This is a genomic window from Agromyces capsici, assembly GCF_058349965.1.
On the sequence record NZ_JBYRET010000001.1, the window covers coordinates 1,365,126 to 1,390,126 of the forward strand.

General features: G+C 72.0%; 25 protein-coding genes. 12 read left to right on the top strand and 13 right to left on the bottom strand.

The features are described from left to right. Positions 1–341: 341 nt before the first annotated feature. Together sufU and AC3RKB_RS06575 are read right to left on the bottom strand one after the other, a co-directional pair. Entirely contained in the window at positions 342–782 is a 441-nt protein-coding gene (gene sufU, locus AC3RKB_RS06570; RefSeq protein ID WP_491435236.1) for a Fe-S cluster assembly sulfur transfer protein SufU, read from the bottom strand. Then, positions 782–2,086, bottom strand: a complete 1,305-nt coding sequence (locus AC3RKB_RS06575; RefSeq protein ID WP_491435237.1) for an aminotransferase class V-fold PLP-dependent enzyme — start codon at positions 2,084–2,086, stop codon at positions 782–784. The genes sufU and AC3RKB_RS06575 overlap by 1 nt, the downstream gene beginning before the upstream one ends. Positions 2,087–2,182: 96 nt before the next feature. Here AC3RKB_RS06575 and AC3RKB_RS06580 point away from each other — a divergent pair, with 96 nt between their 5' ends. The 4 genes from AC3RKB_RS06580 (at position 2,183) to AC3RKB_RS06595 (ending at position 6,139) form a co-directional block, all read left to right on the top strand. Next, positions 2,183–3,721 carry an MmgE/PrpD family protein gene (locus tag AC3RKB_RS06580; protein WP_491435239.1) on the top strand — a complete coding sequence of 513 codons (1,539 nt, stop codon included), beginning with the start codon at positions 2,183–2,185 and terminating at the stop codon, positions 3,719–3,721. An 85-nt stretch (positions 3,722–3,806) separates the two neighbouring features. Beyond that, positions 3,807–5,003 carry a bifunctional 2-methylcitrate synthase/citrate synthase gene (locus AC3RKB_RS06585; protein ID WP_491435240.1) on the top strand — a complete coding sequence of 399 codons (1,197 nt, stop codon included), beginning with the start codon at positions 3,807–3,809 and terminating at the stop codon, positions 5,001–5,003. Between the two features lie 143 nt (positions 5,004–5,146). Next, a complete protein-coding gene (locus tag AC3RKB_RS06590) occupies positions 5,147–5,713 on the top strand; it encodes an acyl-CoA thioesterase (RefSeq protein ID WP_491435241.1) in 567 nt (188 codons plus the stop codon). Between the two features lie 81 nt (positions 5,714–5,794). After that, positions 5,795–6,139, top strand: a complete 345-nt coding sequence (locus tag AC3RKB_RS06595; protein ID WP_491435242.1) for a hypothetical protein — start codon at positions 5,795–5,797, stop codon at positions 6,137–6,139. 14 nt (positions 6,140–6,153) lie between these two features. Here AC3RKB_RS06595 and AC3RKB_RS06600 read toward each other — a convergent pair whose 3' ends face one another. Continuing rightward, a complete protein-coding gene (locus AC3RKB_RS06600) occupies positions 6,154–6,597 on the bottom strand; it encodes a MarR family winged helix-turn-helix transcriptional regulator (protein WP_491435244.1) in 444 nt (147 codons plus the stop codon). A 175-nt stretch (positions 6,598–6,772) separates the two neighbouring features. Between AC3RKB_RS06600 and AC3RKB_RS06605 the strand changes: the two genes are divergently transcribed. Next, a complete protein-coding gene (locus AC3RKB_RS06605) occupies positions 6,773–7,090 on the top strand; it encodes a DUF7882 family protein (RefSeq protein WP_491435245.1) in 318 nt (105 codons plus the stop codon). Positions 7,091–7,123: 33 nt separating this feature from the next. Here the strand turns inward: AC3RKB_RS06605 and AC3RKB_RS06610 are convergent, their stop codons facing one another. Beyond that, complete coding sequence (locus AC3RKB_RS06610; RefSeq protein ID WP_491435246.1) at positions 7,124–8,233, bottom strand: AI-2E family transporter; 1,110 nt, start codon at positions 8,231–8,233, stop codon at positions 7,124–7,126. 61 nt (positions 8,234–8,294) lie between these two features. Continuing rightward, positions 8,295–8,813 carry an SRPBCC domain-containing protein gene (locus tag AC3RKB_RS06615; protein WP_491435248.1) on the bottom strand — a complete coding sequence of 173 codons (519 nt, stop codon included), beginning with the start codon at positions 8,811–8,813 and terminating at the stop codon, positions 8,295–8,297. A 69-nt stretch (positions 8,814–8,882) separates the two neighbouring features. Here AC3RKB_RS06615 and AC3RKB_RS06620 point away from each other — a divergent pair, with 69 nt between their 5' ends. After that, on the top strand, positions 8,883–9,281 hold the full coding sequence (locus AC3RKB_RS06620; protein ID WP_491435249.1) for a hypothetical protein: 399 nt from the start codon (positions 8,883–8,885) through the stop codon (positions 9,279–9,281). 39 nt (positions 9,282–9,320) lie between these two features. Beyond that, on the top strand, positions 9,321–9,692 hold the full coding sequence (locus AC3RKB_RS06625) for a TfoX/Sxy family protein (protein ID WP_491435250.1): 372 nt from the start codon (positions 9,321–9,323) through the stop codon (positions 9,690–9,692). A gap of 33 nt (positions 9,693–9,725) precedes the next feature. Here the strand turns inward: AC3RKB_RS06625 and AC3RKB_RS06630 are convergent, their stop codons facing one another. Beyond that, positions 9,726–11,468, bottom strand: coding sequence for a phytoene desaturase family protein (locus AC3RKB_RS06630; RefSeq protein ID WP_491435251.1), 1,743 nt, complete (start codon positions 11,466–11,468; stop codon positions 9,726–9,728). 197 nt (positions 11,469–11,665) lie between these two features. Here AC3RKB_RS06630 and AC3RKB_RS06635 point away from each other — a divergent pair, with 197 nt between their 5' ends. Beyond that, positions 11,666–12,085 carry a VOC family protein gene (locus AC3RKB_RS06635; protein WP_491435253.1) on the top strand — a complete coding sequence of 140 codons (420 nt, stop codon included), beginning with the start codon at positions 11,666–11,668 and terminating at the stop codon, positions 12,083–12,085. 123 nt (positions 12,086–12,208) lie between these two features. On the opposite strand, the gene AC3RKB_RS06640 is transcribed toward AC3RKB_RS06635, so the two are convergent. Further along, positions 12,209–12,598, bottom strand: a complete 390-nt coding sequence (locus AC3RKB_RS06640; RefSeq protein ID WP_491435254.1) for an META domain-containing protein — start codon at positions 12,596–12,598, stop codon at positions 12,209–12,211. Positions 12,599–12,678: 80 nt separating this feature from the next. Continuing rightward, positions 12,679–13,707 carry a LysR family transcriptional regulator gene (locus tag AC3RKB_RS06645; RefSeq protein WP_491435255.1) on the bottom strand — a complete coding sequence of 343 codons (1,029 nt, stop codon included), beginning with the start codon at positions 13,705–13,707 and terminating at the stop codon, positions 12,679–12,681. A gap of 155 nt (positions 13,708–13,862) precedes the next feature. Here AC3RKB_RS06645 and AC3RKB_RS06650 point away from each other — a divergent pair, with 155 nt between their 5' ends. Next, positions 13,863–17,531 (top strand): proline dehydrogenase family protein, encoded by a 3,669-nt coding sequence (locus AC3RKB_RS06650; RefSeq protein WP_491435256.1) that lies wholly within the window; start codon positions 13,863–13,865, stop codon positions 17,529–17,531. 112 nt (positions 17,532–17,643) lie between these two features. Then, positions 17,644–18,582: a 1-phosphofructokinase family hexose kinase gene (locus tag AC3RKB_RS06655; RefSeq protein ID WP_491435258.1), complete on the top strand. Its 939-nt coding sequence runs from the start codon at positions 17,644–17,646 to the stop codon at positions 18,580–18,582. Here AC3RKB_RS06655 and AC3RKB_RS06660 read toward each other — a convergent pair. Both AC3RKB_RS06660 and AC3RKB_RS06665 read right to left on the bottom strand, forming a co-directional pair. Then, positions 18,579–19,634 (bottom strand): LLM class flavin-dependent oxidoreductase, encoded by a 1,056-nt coding sequence (locus AC3RKB_RS06660; protein WP_491435260.1) that lies wholly within the window; start codon positions 19,632–19,634, stop codon positions 18,579–18,581. The two genes, AC3RKB_RS06655 and AC3RKB_RS06660, sit on opposite strands and share 4 nt — an antisense overlap. Positions 19,635–19,818: 184 nt before the next feature. Next, positions 19,819–20,298 carry an ATP-dependent zinc protease family protein gene (locus tag AC3RKB_RS06665; RefSeq protein ID WP_491435262.1) on the bottom strand — a complete coding sequence of 160 codons (480 nt, stop codon included), beginning with the start codon at positions 20,296–20,298 and terminating at the stop codon, positions 19,819–19,821. 27 nt (positions 20,299–20,325) lie between these two features. On the opposite strand from AC3RKB_RS06665, the gene AC3RKB_RS06670 reads away from it, so the two are divergent. Further along, entirely contained in the window at positions 20,326–21,543 is a 1,218-nt protein-coding gene (locus tag AC3RKB_RS06670) for a RimK family alpha-L-glutamate ligase (RefSeq protein ID WP_491435263.1), read from the top strand. Between the two features lie 104 nt (positions 21,544–21,647). On the opposite strand, the gene AC3RKB_RS06675 is transcribed toward AC3RKB_RS06670, so the two are convergent. The 3 genes from AC3RKB_RS06675 to AC3RKB_RS06685 all read right to left on the bottom strand — a co-directional run bounded on the left by AC3RKB_RS06675 (position 21,648) and on the right by AC3RKB_RS06685 (position 23,172). Then, complete coding sequence (locus tag AC3RKB_RS06675; RefSeq protein WP_491435265.1) at positions 21,648–22,007, bottom strand: GntR family transcriptional regulator; 360 nt, start codon at positions 22,005–22,007, stop codon at positions 21,648–21,650. Positions 22,008–22,024: 17 nt separating this feature from the next. Further along, positions 22,025–22,462, bottom strand: a complete 438-nt coding sequence (locus AC3RKB_RS06680; RefSeq protein ID WP_491435267.1) for an Lrp/AsnC family transcriptional regulator — start codon at positions 22,460–22,462, stop codon at positions 22,025–22,027. A gap of 92 nt (positions 22,463–22,554) precedes the next feature. After that, a complete protein-coding gene (locus tag AC3RKB_RS06685) occupies positions 22,555–23,172 on the bottom strand; it encodes a TetR/AcrR family transcriptional regulator C-terminal domain-containing protein (protein WP_491435268.1) in 618 nt (205 codons plus the stop codon). Positions 23,173–23,301: 129 nt separating this feature from the next. Between AC3RKB_RS06685 and AC3RKB_RS06690 the strand changes: the two genes are divergently transcribed. Next, a complete protein-coding gene (locus AC3RKB_RS06690) occupies positions 23,302–24,999 on the top strand; it encodes an amidohydrolase (protein WP_491435269.1) in 1,698 nt (565 codons plus the stop codon). Positions 25,000–25,001 lie beyond the last annotated feature (2 nt).

Genomic DNA, 25,001 nt, shown 5'->3' on the forward strand with positions numbered 1-25,001 from the left:
CTCAACCCTCACGCGTCGCATGCCTGTCGGGTTTCGAGACGGTGCTGGCGCGCCTCCTCAACCCTCACGCGTCGCATGCCTGTCGGGTTTCGAGACGGTGCTGGCGCGCCTCCTCAACCCTCACGCGTCGCATACCTGCCGGGTTTCGAGACGGTGCTGGCGCGCCTCCTCAACCCTCACGCGTCGCACGCCTGCCGGGTTTCGAGACGGTGCTGGCGCGCCTCCTCAACCCTCACGCGTCGCATACCTGCCGGGTTTCGAGACGGCGCTGGCGCGCCTCCTCAACCCTCACGGGCCGGGTTTCGAGACGCCGCTGCGCGGCTCCTCAACCGCAGCGCGTATCAGCGCGCGGTCTTGACCGCCGCCTCGAGAGCGACCCACGAGAGCATCGCGCACTTGATGCGCATGACGTACTTCGCGACGCCGTGGAACGCGATCGCGTCGCCGAGCACGTCCTCGTCGGGCTCGCCCTCGCCCTTCGAGCGCAGCATGGTGCGAAACGCGTCGGCGGTCGCGAGCGCCTCGTCGATCGGGCGCCCCTGCACGAGGTCGGTGAGCACCGACGCGGAGGCCATCGAGATGCTGCATCCGTCGCCCTGCCAGGCGACCTCGTCGATGCGCTCGTGGGTGGGATCGAGCTTCACGCGCACCGTGATCTCGTCGCCGCACGTCGGGTTGTACTCGTGGTGCTCGCCGTCGGCGCCCTCGAGGAGGTGATCGCCGTGCCGCTCCTTCGAGTGGTCGAGGATGATCTGCTGGTAGAGGCCCTCGAGTCCGGCCATCAGGACGCCTCCCTCGCGAGTCCGAAGAATCGGCGCACCTCGCCGAGCGCGGCGACGAACCGGTCGGCCTCCTCGGCGGTCGTGTAGACGTGCGCGCTCGCTCGCGTGGTCGCCGTGATGCCGAGCGCGCGGTGCAGCGGCTGCGCGCAGTGGTGGCCGACGCGCACGACGATGCCGGCGTCGTCGAGGAACTGGCCCACGTCGTGGGCGTGCACCCCGTCGACCGAGACGCTCACGAGACCCGCGCGGCGCTCGCCGGGCTGGGGGCCGACGATCCGGACGCCGGGAAGCGCGGCCACGCCCTCGACGACGCGCTCGGCGAACGACTCCTCGTGCGCGGCGACCGCATCCATGCCGATGCCCTCGAGGTACCGCACGGCGGCGGCGAGCCCGATCGCCTGCGACACCGCCTGCGTGCCCGCCTCGAAGCGGTGCGGCGCCGGCAGGAAGTGCGCCTCGTCGAGCGTGACCTTGGTGATCGTCGAACCACCCGTGCGGGCCGGCGGCAGGGCGTCGAGCAGCGCTTCGCGCCCGTAGAGCACGCCGATGCCGTTCGGCCCCAGCATCTTGTGGGCCGAGAAGGCGGCGAAGTCGACGTCGTACGCGGCGAAGCCCACCGGGCGGTGCGGCACCGACTGGCACGCGTCGAGCACGACGAGCGCGCCGTGCCGGTGTGCGAGCTCGGCGATCTCTGCGACGGGCGCGATCTGGCCGGTCACGTTCGAGACCTCGGCGAACGCGACGACGCGCGTGCGCTCGGAGAGCACCGCGGCGAGGTCGTCGATCGACCAGCGGCCGTGCTCGTCGACGCGCACGGGAACGATGCGGGCGCCCGTGCGCTGCGCGACGCGCTGCCACGGGAGCAGGTTCGCGTGGTGCTCGGCTTCGGTCAGCACGATCTCGTCGCCGGGCTGCAGCGCGAACCGCGCGGCCTCTGCGCCGCCGATGCCCGCGCTCGCGTCGGCGATGCCGAGTGCGACCATGTTCAGTGCGTCGGTCGCGTTCTGCGCCCAGACGACCTCGCGCTCGCCGGCGCCCACGAAGCGCGCGACGTCGGCGCGGGCGTCCTCGAACAGCGTGGTCGACTCGCCGGTCGCGGCGCTCGCCCCGCGGTGCACCGCGGCGAGGTGGTGCTCGAGGTAGTCGCGTTCGGCGTCGAGCACGGCGGCCGGGCGCTGCGAGGTCGCCGCGGAGTCGAGGTACGCGGTCGCGCGGTCGTCGCCGGTCGTGGCGAAGACGGGGAAGTCGAGGCGGATGTCGCGCACGGCGCGGCCGCCGACCGAGTCGGCGTCGGTGTGAGTCATCCCCTCAATGGTCTCACGCGCGATGGCCGACGAGGCTGGGAGTGCGCGCGACGCGGGCTCCGCGACATCCGACACCCCATTCGATAGCGTGGCCACGTGAAGAGCCACCACCTGCGTACCCATCGGAGCGACGAGAACCTCGCGCGAGAGGGCCAGCTGGCCTGGCAGCTCGCCGGCGTCGCCACCGACCCCGTCGAGGTCGACGATGACGTCGTCGACATGGTCGTGAACCGGGTCATCGACAACGCCGCGGTCGCCGCCGCGTCGCTCGCGCGCAAGCCCGTGGTCGCGGCGCGCAGCCAGGCGCTCTCGCACCCGGTGTCGATCGGGGGCGACGGTGCCACGGTGTTCGGTGCGGATGCCGCGCGGCGGACCTCGCCCGAATGGGCCGCGTGGGCCAACGGGGTCGCCGTGCGCGAGCTCGACTTCCACGACACGTTCCTCGCCGCGGACTACTCGCACCCGGGCGACAACATCCCGCCGATCGTCGCGGTCGCGCAGCACCTCGCCGCCGTGCGCGGCCTGGGCGGGCGCGAGCTGGTCCGCGGCATCGCGACCGGGTACGAGATCCAGATCGACCTCGTCAAGGCGATCACCCTGCACGCGCACAAGATCGACCACGTCGCGCATCTCGGCCCGTCGGCCGCGGCGGGCATCGGCACGCTGCTCGGCCTCGACCGCGAGACGATCTTCCAGGCCATCGGGCAGGCGCTGCACACGACCACGGCGACGCGGCAGTCGCGCAAGGGCGAGATCTCGACGTGGAAGGCGTACGCGCCCGCGTTCGCCGGCAAGATGGCCGTCGAGTCCGTCGACCGGGCGATGCGCGGCGAGACGAGCCCCGTCCCGATCTACGAGGGCGAGGACGGCGTGATCGCCTGGCTCCTCGGCGGCCCCGAGGCGAACTACGAGGTGCCGCTGCCCGAGGACGGCGAGGCGAAGCGCGCCATCCTCGACTCGTACACCAAGGAGCACTCGGCCGAGTACCAGGCGCAGGCGCTCATCGACCTCGCCCGCAAGCTCCACGACGCCTATCCGCTGATCCTCGACGACCCCGAGCGCGTCGAGTCGATCACCATCCACACGTCGCACCACACCCACAACGTGATCGGCTCGGGCGCGAACGACCCGCAGAAGTACGACCCGGATGCCTCGCGCGAGACGCTCGATCACTCCATCCCGTACATCTTCACGGTCGCGCTGCAGGACGGCACCTGGCACCACGCCGACTCGTACGCCCCCGAGCGCGCGCACCGCGCCGACACCGTCGCGCTCTGGCGCAAGGTCGCGACCGTCGAGGATCCGGAGTGGACGCGCCGCTACCACTCGCTCGACATCGACGAGAAGGCGTTCGGCGGCCGGGTCGTCATCCGCCTGGCCGACGGGAGCGAGATCGTCGAGGAGATCGCCGTCGCCGACGCGCATCCCCTCGGCGCACGGCCGTTCGGCCGCGAGCAGTACGTGCAGAAGTTCCGCACGCTCGCCGAGTGGGTGCTCGAACCCGCCGAGATCGAGCGGTTCCTGGATGTCGCGCAGCGCCTGCCCGAGCTCGGACCCGACGAGCTCGGCCAGCTCACGTTCACGGCGGCGCCGGGCGCGCTGAACGGCGTGGAGATCCCGACCGGGCTCTTCTGACCCCATGCCGTGCGGCGCGCCCGCGCCGTAGGCTGGTGGGGCGGCCGCGCAGTGGCGGGCGCCTTCCGATCCCACGAGGAGCACGATGAGCGAGCAGACGTCGCAGGGCACCACACCGGAGCCGGCCTTCCAGCCGCAGATCTTCAAGGGCCTGGCGGGCGTGCCGGTCGACTACACCGCGATCTCGAAGGTCAACCCCGAGACGAACTCGTTGCTGTACCGCGGCTACCCGGTGCAGGAGCTCGCGGCCTCCGTCACCTTCGAGGAGGTCGCCTACCTGCTCTGGAACGGCGAGCTGCCAGACGACACGCAACTGGCCGAGTTCGAGGAGCTGGAGCGCAGCCTTCGCGGCCTCGACCACGTCACCAAGCGCATCGTCGACGAGCTGCCGCTCACCGCGCACCCCATGGACGTCGTGCGCACGGCCGTCAGCGTCATCGGGGCGAGCGACCCCGCGACGCCCGACGACTCCCGCGAGGCGAACCTCGAGAAGTCGATCCGGCTGTTCGCGAAGCTGCCCTCGATCATCACCTACGACCAGCGCCGCCGGCACGACCTCGAGTTCGTCGAGCCGCGTCTCGACCTCGGCTACTCCGCCAACTTCCTCTGGCAGGCGTTCGGCGAGGCGCCCGAGCTCGAGGTCGTCAACGCGTTCGACACGTCGATGATCCTCTACGCCGAGCACTCCTTCAACGCGTCGACGTTCACGGCCCGCGTCATCGCGTCGACCCTCTCCGACCTCTACTCGGCGGTGGTCGGCGCGATCGGCGCGCTCAAGGGGCCGCTGCACGGCGGCGCCAACGAGGCCGTCATGCACGCGTTCGACGAGATCGGCGCCGGCGAGGGCTCGGCCGAGCGCGCCACCGCGTGGCTCGACGCCGCGCTCGCCGAGAAGCGCAAGATCATGGGCTTCGGCCACCGCGTCTACAAGCACGGCGACTCGCGCGTGCCCACCATGCGCGACGCGCTCGAGCGGATGGTCGAGCACTACGACCGCCCCGACCTGCTCGAGCTGTACACCGCCCTCGAGCAGGGCATGGCCGAGCGCAAGAACATCATGCCGAATCTCGACTACCCGGCCGGACCGACGTACCACCTCATGGGCTTCGACACCGCGACGTTCACCCCGCTGTTCGTCGCGAGCCGCGTCACAGGCTGGACCGCCCACGTGATGGAGCAGCTCGCGTCGAACGCGCTCATCCGGCCGCTCTCGGTCTACAACGGGCCCGACGAGCGGCACGTGCCGCCGCGGGGGAACGCGACGGGCGAGCCCGCGGCCTGAGCGGGGCGCGGGCCGAGCGTCGGCGCCCTGCGCGGCATCGTTCGCTGCTACGCACAACGCTGCGCCGCGGCATCCGTCACCGCACTGTGCCCGACCACCAATGTGGAGACTTCCACGACGGATCGGGCATAGTGTCGTGGACCATGCACATGTTGTTCCGCACGCTCCTCCACGTGCTGTTCCTCTCGCGCACCAAGCCCTCGCTCGGCCACTACGAGGTCGCGCGCACCCGGTTCATCACGCTGCCGACCGACCTCGACGTCAACCGGCACATGAACAACGGCGTCTACTTCTCGATCATGGATGTCGCGCGGTTCGACATGCTCGTGCGCAACGGCGTCTTCGGCATCATGCGCGCGAGGGAGTGGTACCCGGTCGTCGTGAGCGAGACCATCACCTTCCGCAAGTCGCTCCAGCTCTGGCAGCGGTTCACGATCGAGTCGCGACTGGTCGGCTACGACGAGAAGGCGGTCTACCTCGAGCAGCGGTTCGTCCGGCCCGGCGCCGACGGCATGCCCGAGATCTACGCGCAGGGGTTCATCCGCGCCCGGTTCCTGCGCAAGGGCGGCGGCACCGTTCCGGTCCCGGAGCTCATCGAGGCGTTCGGGACGCCGCCCGTCGACGACGAGCTGCCGGCCTGGATCGAGCGCTGGGGAGCGGATGTCGCGCTGCCCGCGACGCGCGCCGAGGCGCCATCCGTCTGGGCGTGATCCACGTGCTTCGGTGACGGGAGCGGAGTTTCGGGGAATACTGGGCAGTGCGCGAAGGCAGGTCCAGGCAAGGGGGTCGTCATGCCGTTCCGCAGTCTGAAGACGATTCAGGCGTGGCTCGACGAGTTCGAGCAGCTCGGGTACCGGTTCGCCGGCCAGCTGAAGGTGATCCAGCAGGATGGCGCGGGCGGGGCCGACACGGGCCTGGTCTCGGTTCGCCTCGTGAACGCGACGACGGTCATCACGATGGAGCCGGAGGCGCGCGGATCCACCCGTTGGGTGGTCACGATGGAGCCGCGTGAGTCGACGGTGGTGCTGGATGCGCCGTCCCTGCTCAATCTCGCGGCGGAGCTGGCGGTCGTGTCGGCGCTGTGCGCGTTCCTGCAGGCGAAGTCGATCGCATTCGTCGGAGTCGATTCCGCCTGACCCGCCCTCGGGCGCTACGCGGACGCTTCGGTGGCGGCGTCGGTGAAGGTGTCGAGCGCCATCGCGAGCCGATGGTTGGCGTCGGGGTCGCCGGCATCGACCGCGGTGTTGAAGGCGTCGTCGAACCTGGTGAGCGCCGACCACGGCGCCTCGGCGAGATCGACCGTGACGCTGATGCGGTTCACGCGTCGATCCTGCGGGTCGACCTCGCGGCGCACGGCTCCGCGATCCACCAGGCGGTCGATCAGCGTCGTCACGCCGGCGGAGGTGATGCCGAGCACGTCGGACAGGGTCCCGGGGCGGGTTCCGGGGTGCTCCGCGATGAAGAGCAGTGCGCGAGCATCGAGCTCGTTGATCCGGAGAACGCGTCGCGCCTCGATGAGGGCGGCCGTGCGCGCATTGACGTAGCGCAGCAGCGCCTCGGCGAGGGACGAGCGATTCGAGCGTCCCGATTCCATGGCTTCTCCGCCTCCTTCAGGACCGGCGGTCACGGTCACCCTAGCAGAAATCTCGGCAGACTGATTTCTAGGATACTTATCTAAGTTTGCGAGATATAGTGGTAGTCTGACCGCTTCACGAGCCGCTCGAGTCCCGGAAGGACCGCTCGACGGCCGAACGATGGAAGGAGCGTCGATGGGTGCCCTGTACTACGGCAGCGAGCCGATCGAGATGGCCGATCGGCTCCTGGCCCACGTCAAGATGGTGGTGACGACGAAGCTGCGGCGGAACGAGCGGTTCACGCTCTCATGGGTGGCTCCAGCGGGGTCGGGCGGCGGTCGCACGACGCTCTGGCTCGACCCGTCGATCCCCTTGCGGTTCGTCTTCGATTCCGAACAGTCCGAGACCCTCGATCCCGAGCTGCTCAGGGACCTCGCCCAGGCGGCCAATTCCGTGCGCGGGATCGTCATCGAGCCCGAGCCCGCCGAGACGCCCGCCCTGGCGGCGGTCTGATCCGAGCAGGGGTGCGGACTGCCCCCGCGGGGCCTAACTCCGCGCCTTGAGCGGCACGACGACCTCCTTGATGAGGAGGAGGATGCCGGCCGCGACCGGGATCGCGACGAGTGCGCCCGGCAGGCCCGCGAGCGTGCCGCCCGCGAGCGCGGCGATGAGCACGATCGAGCCGGGCACCTGCACGGCCTTGCTCATCACTCGCGGCGTGAGGATGTACGCCTCGACCTGCATGTAGACGAGCATCGCGATGAGCACGATCAGGGCGGCCGTCGGCGACACGAAGAGCGTGAGCGCGGTCATCACGATCGTCGTCAGCACCGTTCCGATGAGCGGAATGAGCGTGATGAAGAACGCGGCGACCGAGATGACGAGCGCGAACGGCTGGCCGACGAGCGTGAGCAGGATGAAGCTGTACACCGCGTTGAAGAACGCGAGCACGACCATCCCGCTGAGGTAGCGGCCCACGTTCTGCATGATGCGCTCGGCGTAGTCGACCACGCGATCGCGATGAGACGCCGAGATGAGCGTGTACACGGCCGCCTTCGACGCGTCGAGCGTGGCCGTGAAGTAGATCGTCAGCACGAAGACGAAGAAGCCCGTCGAGATGCCGCCGAGGATCGCCACGCCGATGTTGAGCGCGCCGCCGCCGATCGTCGCCCACGTGTTGGGGTCGCTGACGAAGCCGACGAACCATGCGTAGACGCTGCTCAGCACGCCGCCGGAACCCGACGACGCATCCTGGAACCACTGCTGGTCCTGCAGGTTCGCGTACAGGTCGGGCAGCGACTGGACGAACGCGACGGACTGCTGGACCACGAGCGGCAGCACGAGCCAGAGCATGCCGGCGATCACCAGCACGAACAGGATGATCACGGTCAGGATCGCGAATCCCCGCTTCATGCCGCGCCGCTCGAACCAGCGGACCAGCGGGTCGAGGCCGAGCGTGATGAAGATCGCCGCGAACACCGAGAAGACGACGCCCGACAGGCTGAGCAGGGCCGCGGCGATGCCGAGCGCGACGAGCACGCCGGCCGTGGCGATGAACGCCCACACGAACGGGCGGTTCGCCATCATCCCGCCGGGCGCGGCGGCCGCCTCCCGGGTGTGCTGGAGGTCGCGGGCACGCCGCTCGATGGGCTTCACGGCGCCATCCTATGGGCGGCATCGCCGCCGGGGCCCACCTCCCGTCCGAGGGTCGCGAGCCTCAGCGGCCCACCTCGGTGGCGGGTGCGGGCACGTGGAGGCGCCGGTACGTGTCGACGAGCCCCGGGTCGTAGTCGGACCACTCGGGCATCGCGCGCCCGGAGCGTGCGGCGGCGAACCGGTCGAGGTAGTAGTCCCAGCCCGGGCCCACGGATGCCGCATCGGTGCCCGACTGCAGACGCTGGCCGAGCGTGAGCGTGGTCATGCCGCCCGCCTCGCGGAGGTGGCAGAACACGCGCACCGCGGCGTCGCCCTCGCCGACGTCGGCATGGAAGCGGTGCGGGGCGTCGCACTCGAGGATCGATGCGTTCTGCCACTCGGCGTCCTCGCCCGACATCCGGAACCGCACGCCGCCCGTCGAGGGCAGGCCCGTGTACGTGCCGATCCACGCCTGCATGGCGGTGGGATTGGTCAGGGAGTACCAGACGTCCTCGATGGGAGCATGGAACAGCCGGTCGAACTGGAGGTAGAGCCCGTCGTCCTTGCGAACGTAGTGGCCGGTCGCCCGAGTCATGGTCATCGTCGCCCCCTGCGTGTCGTCCTGACCTCAGGCTAACCGCGGCGGCATCGCAGGGCTAGAGTGACGCGCATGGGGAGCTCCGGTTCGAAGTCGAGGGTCACGCGTTCGGGTGCGGGCAACGCGCCGCACGAGGAGGAGCCGCTGCGTTTCTCCGAGGGGCACCAGACGATGTGGGGATGGTTCGCGGGCATCATCGTGCTCGCCCTGATCGCGGTTCCGCTCAGCGCGGCGTTCTCGTTCGCCACGAATCCGCGCACGCAGCAACTGTTCGCCGGCCGGCTCTCGGAGGCGACGACCGGCGGCTACCAGGCGTTCTGGTGGATCGTCACGCTGCTGCTCGTCGCACTGCCGGTCCTGGTCGGCTACGGCGTCGCGAAGATGTCGGCGCGGGCGCTCGGGATCGTCGGCGGGGTCGTCGCGCTGTTCGTGATCGCGATCCTCGTGCTGGGGCAGATGTTCGTGTTCTGATGCGCCTCCGCCATCGGCGGCGCGGAGCGGGGAGGTGCCGTGCAGGTTCCGAAGCCGTCGGATGACGCGAAGGCGCTGTTCGCCTCGGTCGTGCCCGACGACCCGCGCGTCGTGGTCAAGCCGATGTTCGGCAACCTCGGGGCGTTCGTGAACGGCACCATGTTCGCCGGCCTCTTCGGCGACCGGATCGGCGTGCGGGTGCTCGACGAGTCCCGCCGGGCCGAGCTGGCGGCGACGGATGGCGCGGGGCCGTTCGGTCCCGCCGAGCGCCCGATGGGCGGCTACGTGTCGGCGCCCGCGGGGTGGGCGGTCGAGCCCGAGCGCATCGCCGAGTGGGTCGCCCAGGCGTTCGAGGAGGTCGCGGCGCTGCCTCCGAAGGCGCCGAAGCCGCGCGCGCGGGTGCGGAAATAGGGGCGCGGGCTGCGCGCCATCCGGTGCCGGCCTCTACGGCAGCTCGCCCTCGAGCACCGCCATCGCCGCGTTGTGGCCGCCGATGCCGCTCACGGCGCCGCCGCGCACGGCGCCGGAGCCGCAGAGCAGCACGCGCGCGTCTCCGGTCGCGACGCCCCAGCGCTCGGCCGGCGTCGCGAGCGGCGCGTCGGGCTCGGCCCACGGCCACGACAGCGCGCCGTGGAAGATGTTGCCGCCGGGCATCGCGAGCGCCTCCTCGAGGTCGCGCGTGGTCTTCACCTCGATGCACGGCCGGCCCGCGGCATCCGTCGCGATGACGTCGGCGATGGGTTCGGCGAGCACCGAGTCGAGTGAGGCGAGCACCGCGTCGCGCAGGCGGTCGCGCAGCTCGTCGTTGCCGTAGCGGTCGACGAGACGGTCGGGCACGTGCAGGCCGAAGACGGTGAGGGTCTGCGCGGGGGAGTCGGCGAGTTCCGGCCCGAGGATCGACCGGTCGCTGAGCGTGTGGCAGTAGATCTCGCAGGGCAGCGGGTCGGGCAGCTCGCCGCTGGCGGCCTGCTGGAACGCGGCCGCGAGCTGGGTGCCGAGCTCGTTGATGTGGAACGTGCCGGCGAACGCCTGCTCGGGCGCCACCGACTCGTCGAGCAGCCGCGGCAGGCGCGTGAGCAGGAGGTTCACCTTCACCTGGGCGCCCTCGGGCACGTCGAGGCGGTCGACGCGGCGGCGCGCGTACTCGGTGAGCGGCACCTCGTCGTCGGCCGAGAACGGGGGCTCGTCGCGCGGGGCGATCGTGGCGTCGCGGGGCGCGTCGGTCGCGTCGGCGGTGGCCGGGGACGCGATGCCGGTGTCGGATGTCGCGACCAGCCGCTCGAGCACGTGCGGCGCGACGTTCGCGAGCACGACGTGCGCGCGCGCCATCCGCTCGCTGCCGGCCTCGCGCCAACGCACCTCGCCCGACTCGGGGTCGATGGCGACGACCTCGGCCTCGGTGCGCAGGCTCGCACCCGCCTCGCGGGCGGCCCGCGCGAGCTCGCCCGTCACCGCGCCCATGCCGCCGACCGGGACGTCCCAGTCGCCCGTGCCGCCGCCGATCACGTGGTAGAGGAAGCAGCGGTTCGCGTCGAGCGACTCGTCGCCGAGGTCGGTGAAGGTGCCGATCAGGCCGTCGGTCGCGACGACGCCGCGCACGAGGTCGTCGTGGAAGCGGGCCTCGATCGCGTCGCCGAGCGGTCGCTCGACGAGCTCGTCCCAGACGCGATCGTCGCCGACGAGGGCGCGCGCCTCGTCGCGGGTGGGCAGCGGCTCGGTGAGCGTCGGGAAGAGTGCGTCCGCGAGGCGCGCGGTGTCGGCGTAGAAGGACTGCCACGCGTCGACGTCGTCGGCCGCGCCGACCCGCCCGAACGCGTCGCGGGCGGCCGCGGCATCCGCCTCGACGTCGACGAGGAGCCCGCGGCTCGGGTCGCGCGGATCGGGGGTGTACGACGAGAAGCGGCGGCGCACCAGCCGAACGTCGAGGCCGAGGTCGTCGATGATGCGCTGGGGGAGCAGGCTCACGAGGTACGAGTAGCGGCTGAGGCGCGCGTCGACGCCCTCGAACGCCTGCGCGGAGACCGCCGCGCCCCCGAGGTGGTCGTCGCGCTCGAGGAGCAGGACGCGCTTCCCCGCGCGGGCGAGGTACGCGGCCGCGGTGAGTCCGTTGTGGCCGCCGCCGACGATGACGACGTCGTGGTCGGGGGATCCGGCGGGGTCGGCGGCAGGGTGCGCATCGGTGGGCATCCCCCGAGCGTACGTGATCGGCGTGGGGCGGCCGCGCGCGCCGGAGGCCCGCCGTCGGCCGCACCCGACGCGAGTCCCGTGTTCGCGCGGGTGCACCCGCGGGAACCCGGGATTCGCGGGGTGTGGGCAGGGGCGAGCGGGGCGGCCGCGCAGACGGCGGGATGGCGCGTGTCGGCGGGGCGGGGTCGAATGGGGGCATGGACATCGCCTTCATCGCCGGGTTCGGGCCGATCGGCACGGTCGACTCCGCGTCGCACGACTTCTGGGCGGGCGCCCTCGGCATCCCGTTCCACGAGAACGCGCCGCGCTACTTCCACACCGAGGAGGTCGCGGGCGCCAAGGCCTTCGCGATCTGGCCCCTCGACCAGGCCGCCGAGGCGACGTTCGGCACGACCGAGTGGCCCGCCGACCGTCCGGTGCCGCAGGCGTGGATCGAGTTCGACGTCGCCTCGCCCGAGGCGGTCGCGCCCGCCGTCGAGGAGCTCCGCGCGAAGGGGCTAGAGATCCTCGTCGAGGCGCACGAGGAACCGTGGGGCCAGACCACGTCACGCCTCATGAGCCCCGAGGGGCTGCTCGTCGGCGTGAGCTACACGCCGTGGATGCACCAGCCGACGTAGGGCGCTGCCGGCGGCCGCGCGCGGGTGCGGGGCATGTCTGCCGGCGGCCGCGCCCTGACGCGAGTCCCGCCTTCGTGCGGGCGCACCCGCGGGAACGCGGGACTCGGGCGAGCGTCGCCGAACTCAGCCCTCGCGCTCGAGCTGGCCGATCTCCGCGCCGTCGGCGCCGAGCACCGTCATGGTGTCGTCCGACACGTCGGCCACGCTGAGTTCCGACAGCCAGACGTCGACGCCCTCGCACGCCATCTTGGTCGACGCGACGTTCTCGAACTCGACCTGATCGGCCTCGTCGACCGACCACGTGCCGTTCAGCCGGTTGCAGCCGTCACTCCCGGTGAGCGTGCCGTCCTCCTCGAGCGTGAGGTACGGCGTGTTCGTCCCGGTCGAGTCGCCCCACGTGCCGGTCGGGTCGATGTCGCCTCCGGCGTCGTCGCCCTCCTCGCCCGCGCACCCGGTGAACAGGAGCGCGGCGGCGATGCCTCCGACGACGGCGAGCGTTCGCAGCCTGGTCATGGTCGCAGCGTAGACCGGGCCCGGCGCAAGCGTCACGCCCCCGTTCAGGTCGGGACGACGGAGGACGCGGCGGACGGGGCTCAGGATGGCGCGGCGGACGACACGCCCCGCGCGCCCGCCTCCGGCCGTCCGTTCCCCGCGGCCGCCCGGGCCAGCGCGTCGCGCGCGGCGACCACCGCCGGGCGCCGTGCCGCCGCGCGCCGGGTCGACGAGAACACCTCGCGCTCCGGGTCGCCGGGAAGCGCGACGAGTCGCACGGTCGTGGCCTCGCCAGCCCACACCAGGTCGGGCAGCAGCCCGACGGCGTTGCCCGACCGGATGAGGCGGATGTGCGCCATGAGGTCGGCCGTCTCGAAGCGCACGTCGGGCTCGAAGCCCGCCTGGCGGCACAGCTGCTCGGCCCACTCGCGCGACGCGGTGCCCTCGGGCTCGAGCACCCAGGGGCGAGCGGATGCCGCGGCGAGCGCGTCCTCGGGACGGGGGGTCTCGAGACGGCGCTGCGCGCCTCCTCGACCGGCTGAGCCTCCACGACCCGGGGTCTCGAGACGGCGCTGCGCGCCTCCTCGACCCGCGGTGGACGGGGGCAGGGCGAGCCGGATCGCGTCGCGCGCGAGCGGCACGCGGTCGAGCTCGGGGTGCAGCGGCCGCGTGTAGCCCGGGTACTGCTCGGCGATCACGAGGTCGAAGTCGCGCGCGGCCACGTCGAACAGCGCGAGCTCGGGCTCGCGCTCCGTGACCTCGACGCGCAGGTCGGGGTGCTCGGCGGCGAGCAGGCTGAGCGCCTGCGGCACGACGGCGTGCGCCGCGGACTGGAACACGGCGATGCGCACGGTGCCGCCGACCGTGGTGAGGGAGCGCGCGACATCCGCTTCGGCCTCTTCGAGCCGCTCGAGCACGGCCTGCGCGTGCCCGACGAGCAGCTCGGCCTGGGGCGTGAGCTGCACGCGCCGGCCGACCTGCACGAGCAGCGGCACGCCGGCCTCCTTCTCGAGCTGGCTGAGCTGCTGCGACACCGACGACGGGCTGTACGAGAGCGCCTCGGCGACCGCGGCGAGCGTGCCCCGCTGGCTCAGCTCGACCAGCAGGCGCAGTCGGCGCACGTCGAGCATCGGCGGGTCTCCGGCATCCGTTCAGATCATTCGGGAAACATGAACAGTATGCATCGGATTCATTCGCTGTACTGAACGGATGCCTCGGCGCACACTGGAAGCGCCGGGCGTGCACCACCTCGCGCGCCCCAACGAGACCAAAGGACACCGCCGTCGTGACCACTTCGAAGCTCCTCGTGGACGCCGTCCCCGACACCGACCACGTCGTCGCGCTCGTCGAGCGCTGGCTCGCCGAGAGCGCGAACCACCCGGTCGACCCCGCCGCCCAGCGCCTCGCGGGCGTGCTGAAGGATCCGAACGGCCTCGCCTTCACCGTCGGCTTCGTCGACGGCGTGATGCGTCCCGAAGACCTGGGCGTCGCCGGCCGCAACCTCGCCGAGGTCGCGAAGCTCACGCCCAAGTTCCTGCCCGCGTACCTGAAGGCCGCGATCCGGCTGGGCGGCGCGATGGCGCCGAGCTTCCCGTGGCTCGTCATCCCGATCGCCCGTCGCGTGCTGCGCGCGATGGTGGGCCACCTCGTGCTCGATGCGACGCCCGCGAAGCTCGGGCCCGCGATCGCGAAGCTGCGCGAGTCGGGCAATCGCCTGAACCTCAACCTGCTCGGCGAGGCCGTGCTCGGCGAGCACGAGGCCGACCGGCGCCTGAAGGGCACCTACGACTTCCTCGCGCGCGACGACGTCGACTACGTCTCGATCAAGGTGTCGAGCGTCGTCAGCCAGCTCTCGATGTGGTCGTTCGACGAGGCCGTCGAGAAGGTCGTCGCGAAGCTGACGCCGCTGTACGAGCTTGCGGCGAAGGGCGGGGTTTCGAGTGCCTCAACCCCCACAGGTGGCAAGTTCATCAACCTCGACATGGAGGAGTACCGCGACCTCGACCTCACCATCGCGGTCTTCAAGCGCCTCCTCGACCAGCGGCAGCTGCAGGGTCTCGAGGCCGGGATCGTGCTGCAGACGTACCTGCCCGACGCGCTCGGCGCGATGCAGGACCTCACCGAGTGGGCGCTGCGTCGCCGCGCGGCGGGCGGCGCGCCGATCAAGGTGCGCGTCGTCAAGGGCGCGAACCTCGCGATGGAGCAGGTCGACGCCGCCATCCACGACTGGCCGCTCGCGACCTACGACCGCAAGCAGGACTCCGACACCAACTACAAGCGCGTGCTGCACTGGTCGATGACGCCCGAGCGCATCGACGCGGTCAAGCTCGGCGTCGCGGGCCACAACCTCTTCGACGTCGCCCACGCGTACCTCACCGCGAAGGAGCGCGGCGTCGAGCAGGGCGTCGAGTTCGAGATGCTGCTCGGCATGGCGACCGGCCAGGCCGCCGCGGTCCGCGGCGACGTCGGCCGCCTGCTGCTGTACACGCCGGTCGTGAACCCGTCGGAGTTCGACGTCGCGATCGCGTACCTGATCCGCCGCCTCGAGGAGAACGCGAGCCAGGACAACTTCATGTCGGCCGTGTTCGAGCTGAACGAGAACCGCGGCCTGTTCGAGCGCGAGCGCGATCGCTACCTCCGTTCGCTCGCCGCGCTCCAGGCCGAGCAGGCCGAGCAGGTCGAGGCCGCGGCGGATGTCGCGGCGCCGCGCCCGAACCGCACGCAGAACCGCCGCACGGAGTGGGACGAGCAGGCTGCGGTCGAGCTCGGCGCGCCCGTGCCCGCCGCACCCGCGCCGGGCGAGCAGCACGAGGGCTCGCTCACGAGCGTCGTGCTCGGCATCACGCGCGGCTCGGCGCTCGACGGCGAGCTGATGGATGTCGCGCCAGACGAGGCATCCGCGCTCACGGGCCCCGGCGTCACGCCGGGCTTCCGCAACGAGCCCGACACCGACCCGGCGCTCGCCGCGAACCGCGATTGGGGTCGCCGCATCCTCGAGCGGGTGCCGTCCTCGACGCTCGGCGTCGACACGCTGAAGGCGAACCGCATCGAGACCGCCGACCAGCTCGAGCGGCTCATGGCCGCGGTCGTCGCCAACGGCACCGAGTGGGGCCGCCGCTCGGGCGACGAGCGAGCCGCCGTGCTGCACCGTGCGGGCCTTGCGCTCGCCGCGAACCGCGACCGCCTCATCGAGGTCATGGCCGCCGAGACCGGCAAGACGATCGCCGAGGCCGACCCCGAGATCAGCGAGGCGATCGACTTCGCGCACTACTACGCCGAGCGCGCCCGCGAGCTCGACCGCGTGCAGGGCGCCCGGTTCGTCCCGTCGAAGCTGACCGTCGTGACCCCGCCGTGGAACTTCCCGGTCGCCATCCCGGCCGGTGGTGTGCTCGCCGCGCTCGCCGCGGGCTCGGGCGTGATCATCAAGCCCGCGAAGCTCTCGCAGCGCTCGGGCGCCGTCATGGTCGAGGCGCTGTGGGAGGCGGGCATCCCGAAGGACCTGCTCGCACTCGTCGACCTCGGCTCGCGCGACCTCGGCACCAAGCTCGTCTCCGATGAGAAGGTCGACCGCGTCATCCTCACCGGCGCGTACGAGACGGCCGAGCTGTTCCGATCGTTCCGCCGCGACCTGCCCCTGCTCGCCGAGACCAGCGGCAAGAACGCGATCATCGTGACGCCGTCGGCCGACCTCGACCTCGCGGCATCCGACGTCGTCAAGAGCGCCTTCGGCCACGCCGGCCAGAAGTGCTCGGCCGCGTCGCTTGTGATCCTCGTCGGCTCGGTCGCGCAGTCCGAGCGGTTCCGCCGCCAGCTGGTGGATGCCGCGACGAGCCTCCGCGTCGGCTGGCCCGAGCACCCGGCGAGCCAGATGGGCCCGATCGTCGAGCCCGCGAACGGCAAGCTGCTGCACGCGCTCACGACGCTCGGCGCCGACGAGGAGTGGCTCGTGGAGCCGCGCCAGCTCGACGGCACCGGCCGGCTGTGGTCGCCCGGCATCCGCGCGAACGTGAAGCCCGGCTCGTACTTCCACCTCACCGAGTTCTTCGGCCCCGTGCTCGGCGTGATGCACGCGAAGGACCTCGACGAGGCCATCCGCTTCCAGAACGCGGTCGACTTCGGCCTGACCGCGGGCCTGCACTCGCTCGACTCCGACGAGCTCGCGACCTGGCTCGCCAACGTCGAGGCCGGCAACCTCTACGTCAACCGCGGCATCACGGGCGCGATCGTGCAGCGCCAGCCGTTCGGCGGCTGGAAGCGCTCGTCGGTCGGCGCGGGCGCCAAGGCCGGCGGTCCGAACTACCTGTTCGGCCTCGGCGACTGGGAGCCGGTGCACGACGAGCCGAGCCGCTCCCTGCACCTGCGCGGCCTCGAGCAGCGCGTCTCCGAGCTCATCGAGGCGTCGCAGTCGTCGCTCGACTACGACGCGTTCGAGGTGCTGCGCCGCTCGGCGCTCTCCGACGAGGTCGCGTGGGCCGAGGAGTACGGCACGGTGAAGGATGTCTCGGGCCTCGGCGTCGAGCGCAACCTGTTCCGCTACCTCCCGCTGCCCGTCACGATCCGCGTGAGCGAGGACGCCTCGCTCGCCGACGGCCTCCGCGTGCTCGCCGCCGGCCTGCTCGCGAAGTCGAAGCTCACCGTGTCGACCGCGCACGAGCTGCCCAAGGGCGTCCGTGCGATCCTCGCGACGCGCGAGATCCGCGTCGTGCGCGAGGGCGACGGCGGATGGCTCGACCGCGCGCGAAAGGGCGAGATCACCGGTCGCGTCCGCCTCGTGGGCGGCTCGGCCGCGGCGCTCGCCGAGGCGACGGACGGCACGCCCGACCTCGCGGTGTGGTCGCACCCGGTCACCCCGTCGGGCCGCGTCGAGCTGCTGCCGTTCCTGCACGAGCAGGCGATCTCGATCACCAACCACCGCTTCGGCAACCCGACGACGATCTCCGAGGGCGTCATCTAGGGCGTCTCGCCCGACGCTCACGGCTTCTCCGCGAGTCCCGGGTTGGTGCGGGTCCACCCGCCCCAACCCGGGATTCGCGTGCACAGGGCGGCCGTCCCCATAGGCTCGTGCCATGTCCGTGCACGCGCCGATCGTCACGCTGACCATGAACCCCGCGCTCGACGTGTCGAGCACCGTCGACCGGGTCGAGCCCGAGCACAAGCTGCGGTGCGGGCCGAGCCGATTCGACCCGGGCGGGGGCGGCGTGAACGTGAGTCGCGCCATCCGGAATCTCGGCGGCAACTCGGTCGCGATCTACCCGCTCGGCGGGCCGACGGGCCAGGCGTATCGCGGGTTCCTCGAGCGGGCCGGGATCATCGGGCGCGTGATCACGATCGCCGGCAGCACACGCGAGAGCTTCACGGTCGACGAGCTCTCGACCGGCGACCAGTACCGGTTCGTGCTGCAGGGGCCGACGCTGCGCGAGCCCGAGTGGCGCGCGTGCCTGTCGGTCGTCGGCGACCACCTGCCCGTCGGCGGGTTCCTCGTCGCGAGCGGCAGCCTGCCGCCGGGAGTGCCCGTCGACTTCTACGCGATGCTCGCGCGCATCGCGCACGAGCACGACATCCGGGTGGTGGTGGACGCCTCGGGGCCGGCGCTCGCGGCGGCGCTCGACGAGGGCGTGTTCCTCATCAAGCCGAGTCGTGACGAGCTCGCCGGGCTGGTCGGCGCTGACGCCGACCTCGGCCTCGACGAGCAGGTGGATGCCGCGCGGGCGATCGTCGCCGGCGGGCGGTCGGAGGTCGTCGCGCTGACGCTCGGCGGCGCGGGCGCGGTGCTGGTGACGGAGGAGGGGGTGCTGCGGCTGCCGACGCCGCGCGTCGAGGTCGCGAGCGCGGTCGGTGCGGGCGATGCGTTCCTCGCGGGGCTCGTGCTGCGGCTGGCCGAGGGCCGGCCGATCGCGGAGGCCTTCCGCACCGCAGTCGCGGCGGGCAGCGCGACGGCGATGCTGCCGGCCACCGAGTTGTGCCGGGCCGAGGACGTGGCGCGGCTGGAGGCGGAAGTGGCCTAGCGCCCCGCGAAGGCGGGGAAGAGGCGGTCGTGGATGAGTCGCAGTTGCTCACGGGCGTCGGGCAGTCCATTCGGCCGTGTGCCGGTCGCCATCTCCGCCACGGCCGGGTCGACGAGAGCCAGCAGCACATGATCGACCCCGGCGTCCAGCAGGTCGAAGCGGATCCGATCAGCGCACTCCTCCGGGGTTCCGGCGATCGTGAGCGCCTCGCCGATCTGGGGCGTCGCCCGGCGCACCGCCTCGGCGAAGTCGCCCTCGTCGATCGCCGCCATGACCGGCGCCACCTGGTCGTCGGCCAGTCCGTGTCGCACGATCATGCTGGGTGGGAGCGCCGGCAGCCAGGCCACCGCCACACCCAGCGCCGCCTCCTTGGCCGCTGCCGCATCGTCGCCGACCGCGACGATGACGGTCGCGCCGATCCGTATCCTCTCCGGGTCTCGTCCGGCACGTTCGGCTCCCCTGCGGACATGCTCGACGACGTATGCCGAGTTCGCACGCGAACTGCTGCCGCATTCGATTCCGTCGGCGACCTCACCGGCCAGCTCGAAGGATCGCGGGCCACCCAGCGCGCCCACGTACAGCGGCAGGTGCTCCTGGACCGGGCGCACCGCCGTCTGGATCCCCGAGTAGCGGAAGAACTCGCCCTGCCGGTCGACCGCACCGTCGTCGAGGTACGCCCGCATGACTCCGATCGCTTCGCGGACTCGCGCCAGCGGCCGGGCCCCTCGCCACTCGACGTGATAGGCGTCGAGCATCTGCGCAGTACCGAAGCTCACCACCGCCTGGGCACGTCCGCCGGAGAGCTGGTCGATCGTCGCGAGCGCCTGTGCGATCAGGGTGGGCTCACGCAGGTACACGTGCGTGGCGCTGAGGCCCAGCCTGATGGTGGAGGTCTCGCGGGCAGCGGCGGCGAGCACAGCCCACGGGTCGAGCATCGTCGGGTCGTCAGCAAGATGACAGAAGTCGAATCCGAGGTGATCGGCCGCGCGGATCAGGTCCACCATCTCACCGGCCGGGTGCACACAGGGCAGTCCATAGCCGAAACGCACCACCGCACGCTCCTCCTGCCGACGCCCGTGTCACTGAGACGCGCGTCGTGTCACCCCTGCACTACTCGCCGGCAGGCCCGCCGTCAAGTGGTCGGCTAGGGTCTCGAGACCGGCCTGCGGCCCTCCTCGACCCGCACAGGGGGTCTCGAGACGCGCACTTCGCGTGCTCCTCGACCCGCAGGGTGGGCTAGGCGCGCCCGCGGTTGCGGCGCCGGATGGCGCGCGGCGCGCGCCCGCCGACGAACGAGCGGCCGGCGTCGACGAGGAACCCGTTGCGGAGCGCCTCGCGGCCCACGAGCATGCGGAAGCCCATCGCGTCGCGGTTCGTGAGCGTGACCTCGGCGGTCACCTCGCGGCCGAGCAGCACGAGATCCATGAGGACCACAAGGCGTTCCTCCTCGTGCCCCGTCGAGCTCCGGATGACGCGACGATCGTGCACCGGCAGCTCGACGGTCGCGGCGTCGACGTCGGTGTCCTGCCAGGGGTGGATTCCGAAGCGCACCCAGCCCTCGCCGTCGCGCGAGAACTCCTCGAGGTCGAACGCGTGCAGCGCCGACGAGCGCGCACCGGTGTCGAGCTTGGCCTTGATCCAGTCGACCTCGGCCTGGGGGAGGCGCACCCATTCGCGCCATCCGGCGATGGTGCTTGAATGGGTGGGCTCTGTCATCCGAACCATCTTCGCAGGGACTTCCGCATGAAACTCGCGATCCTGTCGCGCGCCCCCCAGGCCTACTCGACCCAGCGTCTCCGTGCTGCAGCGCAGCAGCGCGGTCACGACGTCAAGGTCCTCAACACCCTCCGCTTCGGCATCGACCTCTCCGGTCCCGAACCCGACCTGCAGTATCGCGGCCGGCAGCTGTCGGACTACGACGCGATCCTGCCGCGCATCGGCAACTCGATCACGTACTTCGGCACCGCCGTCGTGCGGCAGTTCGAGCAGATGGACGTCTACACGCCGAACACCGCGAACGGCATCACGAACGCGCGCGACAAGCTGCGCGCGACGCAGATCCTGTCGCGCCACAACATCGGCATGCCCGCGACCACGTTCGTGCGCAACCGCGCCGACCTGCGGCCCGCGATCGAACGCGTCGGCGGGGCTCCCGTCGTGATCAAGCTGCTCGAGGGCACGCAGGGCATCGGCGTCATCCTCGCCCCCGAGGTGAAGGTCGCCGAGGCCATCATCGAGACGCTGCACTCGACGAAGCAGAACGTGCTGATCCAGCGGTTCGTGAAGGAGAGCCGCGGCCGCGACATCCGTGCGCTCGTCGTCGGCGACCGCGTGGTCGCGGCGATGCGTCGCAGCGCGAGCGGCGACGAGTTCCGCTCGAACGTGCACCGCGGCGGCACCGTCGAGCGCGTCGAGCTCACGCCCGAGTACGAGCAGGCGGCCGTGCGCTCGGCCCAGATCATGGGACTCAAGGTCGCCGGCGTCGACATGCTCGAGGGCAACGACGGCCCGCTCGTCATGGAGGTGAATTCGTCGCCCGGCCTGCAGGGCATCGAGACGGCGACGAACCTGGATGTCGCGGGCGCCATCATCGACTACATCGCCAACCAGGTCGCGTTCCCCGAGATCGACGTGCGCCAGCGCCTGACCGTCTCGACCGGATACGGCGTGGCCGAGCTGCTCGTGCACGGCGACGCCGACCTCGTCGGCAAGACGCTCGGCGAGTCGGGCCTGTGGGACCGCGACATCACGGTGCTCACGCTGCACCGCGGCACCACGGTCATCCCGAACCCCCGCAAGGGCGTCGTGCTCGAGAGCGAGGACCGCCTCCTCTGCTTCGGCAAGCTCGAGGAGATGCGCTCGATGATCCCCGAGCGTCGGCGTCGGCGCCAGAAGGTGCGCAAGCTGCCGAAGGAGCCGATCCCGGCCGCGGTGCCGACTCCGGTCGACGCGGCGAGCTGACACCGCTGAGGGTTGAGGAGGCCGCTCGCGGCCGTCTCGAGACCCGGGGGAGCGCACGACGGGGTGACTTCCCGCGCGCTGGCCCGCTGGTCGACCCGCTGACGTCAGCGCGAGCGGAGCGCCCGTGCCGCCGCGTCCAGCGCGGCATCCGTCGCCACGCCCAGCCGGCCGACCGTCTCGGCGAAGGCGGATGCCGCGGCCTGCAGCGCCTGCTCGACCGGGTCGCCCGTGGCGCGCACGAAGGTGCCGTTGCGGCCTCGCCCCTCGACGACGCCGTCGGCCTCGAGTTCCTTGTAGGCCTTGGCAACCGTATTCACGGCGAGCCCGAGCTGCTCGGCGAGGGCGCGGACGGTCGGCAGCTTCGCGCCGGCCGCAAGCCGACCGTCGCGCACGGCGTCGACGACCTGCATGCGCACCTGCTCCGACGGCGGTGTGGCGGAGCCGGCCTCGACGGTGAAGCGCATCGCGGGGTCGCCCGGCCTCAGTCGCGGTTGCGGTTGACGAGCCGCGAGAGCACGATCGCGCTGCGCGTGTGGTCGACGTTCGGGGCGATGCGCACGCGCTCGAGCGCGTCCTCGAGCGAGGTGATGTCACGCGCGCGCATGTGCACGATCGCGTCGGCGCTGCCGGTCACGGTGCCGGCGTAGACGATCTCGGGCACGCCCTGCAGGATGCGCTGGAGCTCGTCGGGTGCGACCGTGCCGCGGCAGAAGAGCTCGACGTACGCCTCGGTGCTCATGCCGTCGACGGCCGGGTCGACCTGGATGGTGAAGGCCCTGATGACGCCCTCGGCGACGAGCTTGTCGACGCGGCGCTTGACCGCCGACGCGGACAGCCCGACCTGCGACCCGATGTCGCCGTACCCGGCGCGCGAGTTCTGCCGGAGCAGGTCGAGGATGGCGCGGTCGAGGTTGTCCATGCGCCGAGTGTACGGCGGTTCGTTGCGTGCCGGTACGGCCGGACGCCGCTTTCCTGCGTGGTGTTGCAGGTTCGTGATCGAGGGCGCGCGCCTCACCCGGCGGGGAGCGCCGCGTGCCGTTCCCGCAGCCCGTGCATGAGCGCGTCGAGGCCCAGCCGGAAGGCGCGCTCGGCCCCCGACGCGTCGGCGTGCTCGGGGTCGAGCGCCGCCCGAAGTGCGGCGAGCTCGGCGGGGACCGAGGCGTGCGCGAGCAGGTCGCCCGGCGCGACGATGTCGAGCGCCGAGCCGAGCACGTGCGCCTCGACGGTGCGCATGACGGCGACGGCGTCGCGGGTGGGCCAGCCGCCCGCGAGCAGCGATCCGACGACGGTCTCGTACATCTCGAGCGTCGAACGGTCGCGGATCGGCGTGGTCGCCAGCAGCGGGATCACGTTCGGGTGCGCCGCGAAGGCGGTCAGGTACGAGCGGGCCCACGCGTCGAGCGCGACATCCCATCGGTGCTCGCCGAACGCCGAGACGTCGATGCCCTCGACGATGCGGGCGCGCACGGCCTCGATGAGCTCGGCGCGGCTGCCGACGTGGTTGTAGAGCGACGAGACCTGGCGGTCGACGCGCGACGCGAGCGCGCGCATCGTGAGGGCCTCGCCGCCCTCCTCGTCGACGAGGTCGAGCGCGGCGCTGACGAGCTGTTCGCGCTTGAGCCGAGTCACGAATGTCCTCCGGGGTCTTCCGTCGCCGTGATCGGCAGTGTAACGTGACCGCACGCAAACACGAACAATGTTCGTATACGGATGTCGCGACGCGACGCTCCACGGACACGACGACGAGGACCAGGTGCGGTGACGACGACGTTCTTCCACGGTGGCACGGTGTGGACCGGCTCGGGCGACGACGAGCGCGCCCTGCTGGTGCGGGACGGACGGGTCGCGGCCCTCGGCGCCGCGGCCGAGGCCGAGTTCACGGACGCCGGCGCCGACGAGGTGATCGACCTCGAGGGCGGCTTCCTCATGCCCTCGTTCGGCGACGGCCACGCGCACCCGATCTTCGGCGGCCTCGAGGACGACGGCCCCGACGTGCGCGCGTGCGGCTCCGTCGCCGAGATCGTCGCCGAGGTGCGCCGGTACGCCGAGGCGCACCCCGGGCTCGAGTGGATCACGGGCGCCTCGTACGACGGCAGCCTCGCCGAGGGCGGCCTGTTCGACGCGCGCTGGCTCGACGAGGCCGTCGCCGACCGGCCCGTGATGCTCCGCGCCTGGGACTACCACACGGTGTGGGTCAACACCGCGGCGCTGGAGCTCGCCGGCATCGACGCGGCGACGCCCGACCCCGAGCTCGGCGAGATCCCGCGCCGGGCCGACGGCACGCCGCTCGGCACGCTCCGCGAGTGGGGCGCCGTCGACCTCGTGGCCGCCGTCATGCCGCCGCGGCCTATCGAGGCCGGCGTCCGCGCGCTCGAACGGGCGGGCCGCTACTACCTCGAGCGCGGCGTGACCTGGGTGCAGGACGCGTGGGTCGAGCCCGCCGACGTCGACGTGTACCTGGCTGCCGCGGCATCCGGTGCCCTGCCGTTGCGGTTCAACCTCGCGCTCTACGCCGACCCGCGCCGGTTCGCCGCGCAGCTGCCCGGCATGATCGCCGCGCGGCAGCGCGTCGCGGCAGTCGGATCGCCGTGGCTCACCGCGAACACCGTGAAGTTCTTCGCCGACGGCGTCGTCGAGAACGAGACCGGGGCCCTGCTCGAGCCGTACTGCTCGGGCCTGCACTCGCACGGCATGTCGGTGTGGGGCGCCGAGCGCCTCGCCGAGGCGGTGCGTGCCGCGGATGCCGCGGGGTTCCAGGTGCACGTGCACGCCATCGGCGACGCGGCCGTGCGCCAGGCGCTCGACGCGATCGCCGGCGCGATCGACGCCAACGGACCGCGCGACCGGCGCCCCGTGATCGCGCACGCGCAGCTCGTCGACGACGCCGACCTCGCGCGCTTCGCCGAGCTCGGCGTGATCGCGAACATGCAGCCGCTGTGGGCGCAGCTCGACGCGCTCATGACCGTGCTGACCGTGCCGCGGCTCGGGCGGCAACGCGCCGACCGACAGTACCGCATGCACTCCCTGGCGTCGACGGGCGCCGTGCTCGCCTTCGGCTCGGACTGGCCGGTCTCGTCGGGCGACCCCCGCGACGGCCTCGCGATCGCGGCGTCGCGCCGCACGGTCGCCGGCGAGCCCGTCGGCGGATGGACGCCGCACGAGATCGTGCCCATGGAGGCCGCGCTCGGCGCCTACACCGCCGCGGTCGCGCACCAGGCGTTCGCCGACTCGGCCGACGCGCCCTGGGGACGGATCGTCCCCGGTGCCGGCGCCGACCTCGTGCTGCTCGCGCGCGACCCGCGCGGCATCGACCCCCACGAACTGCCCGGCGTCGAGGTGCGCGAGACGTACCTCGCGGGCGAACCCCGGCTCGCGACATCCGGCCGCCCCACCGAAGCCCCCGCACCGTCGAACACCTCCACCTCCCCCGAGCGCAGCGTCGCGCTCCACCCCTGAAA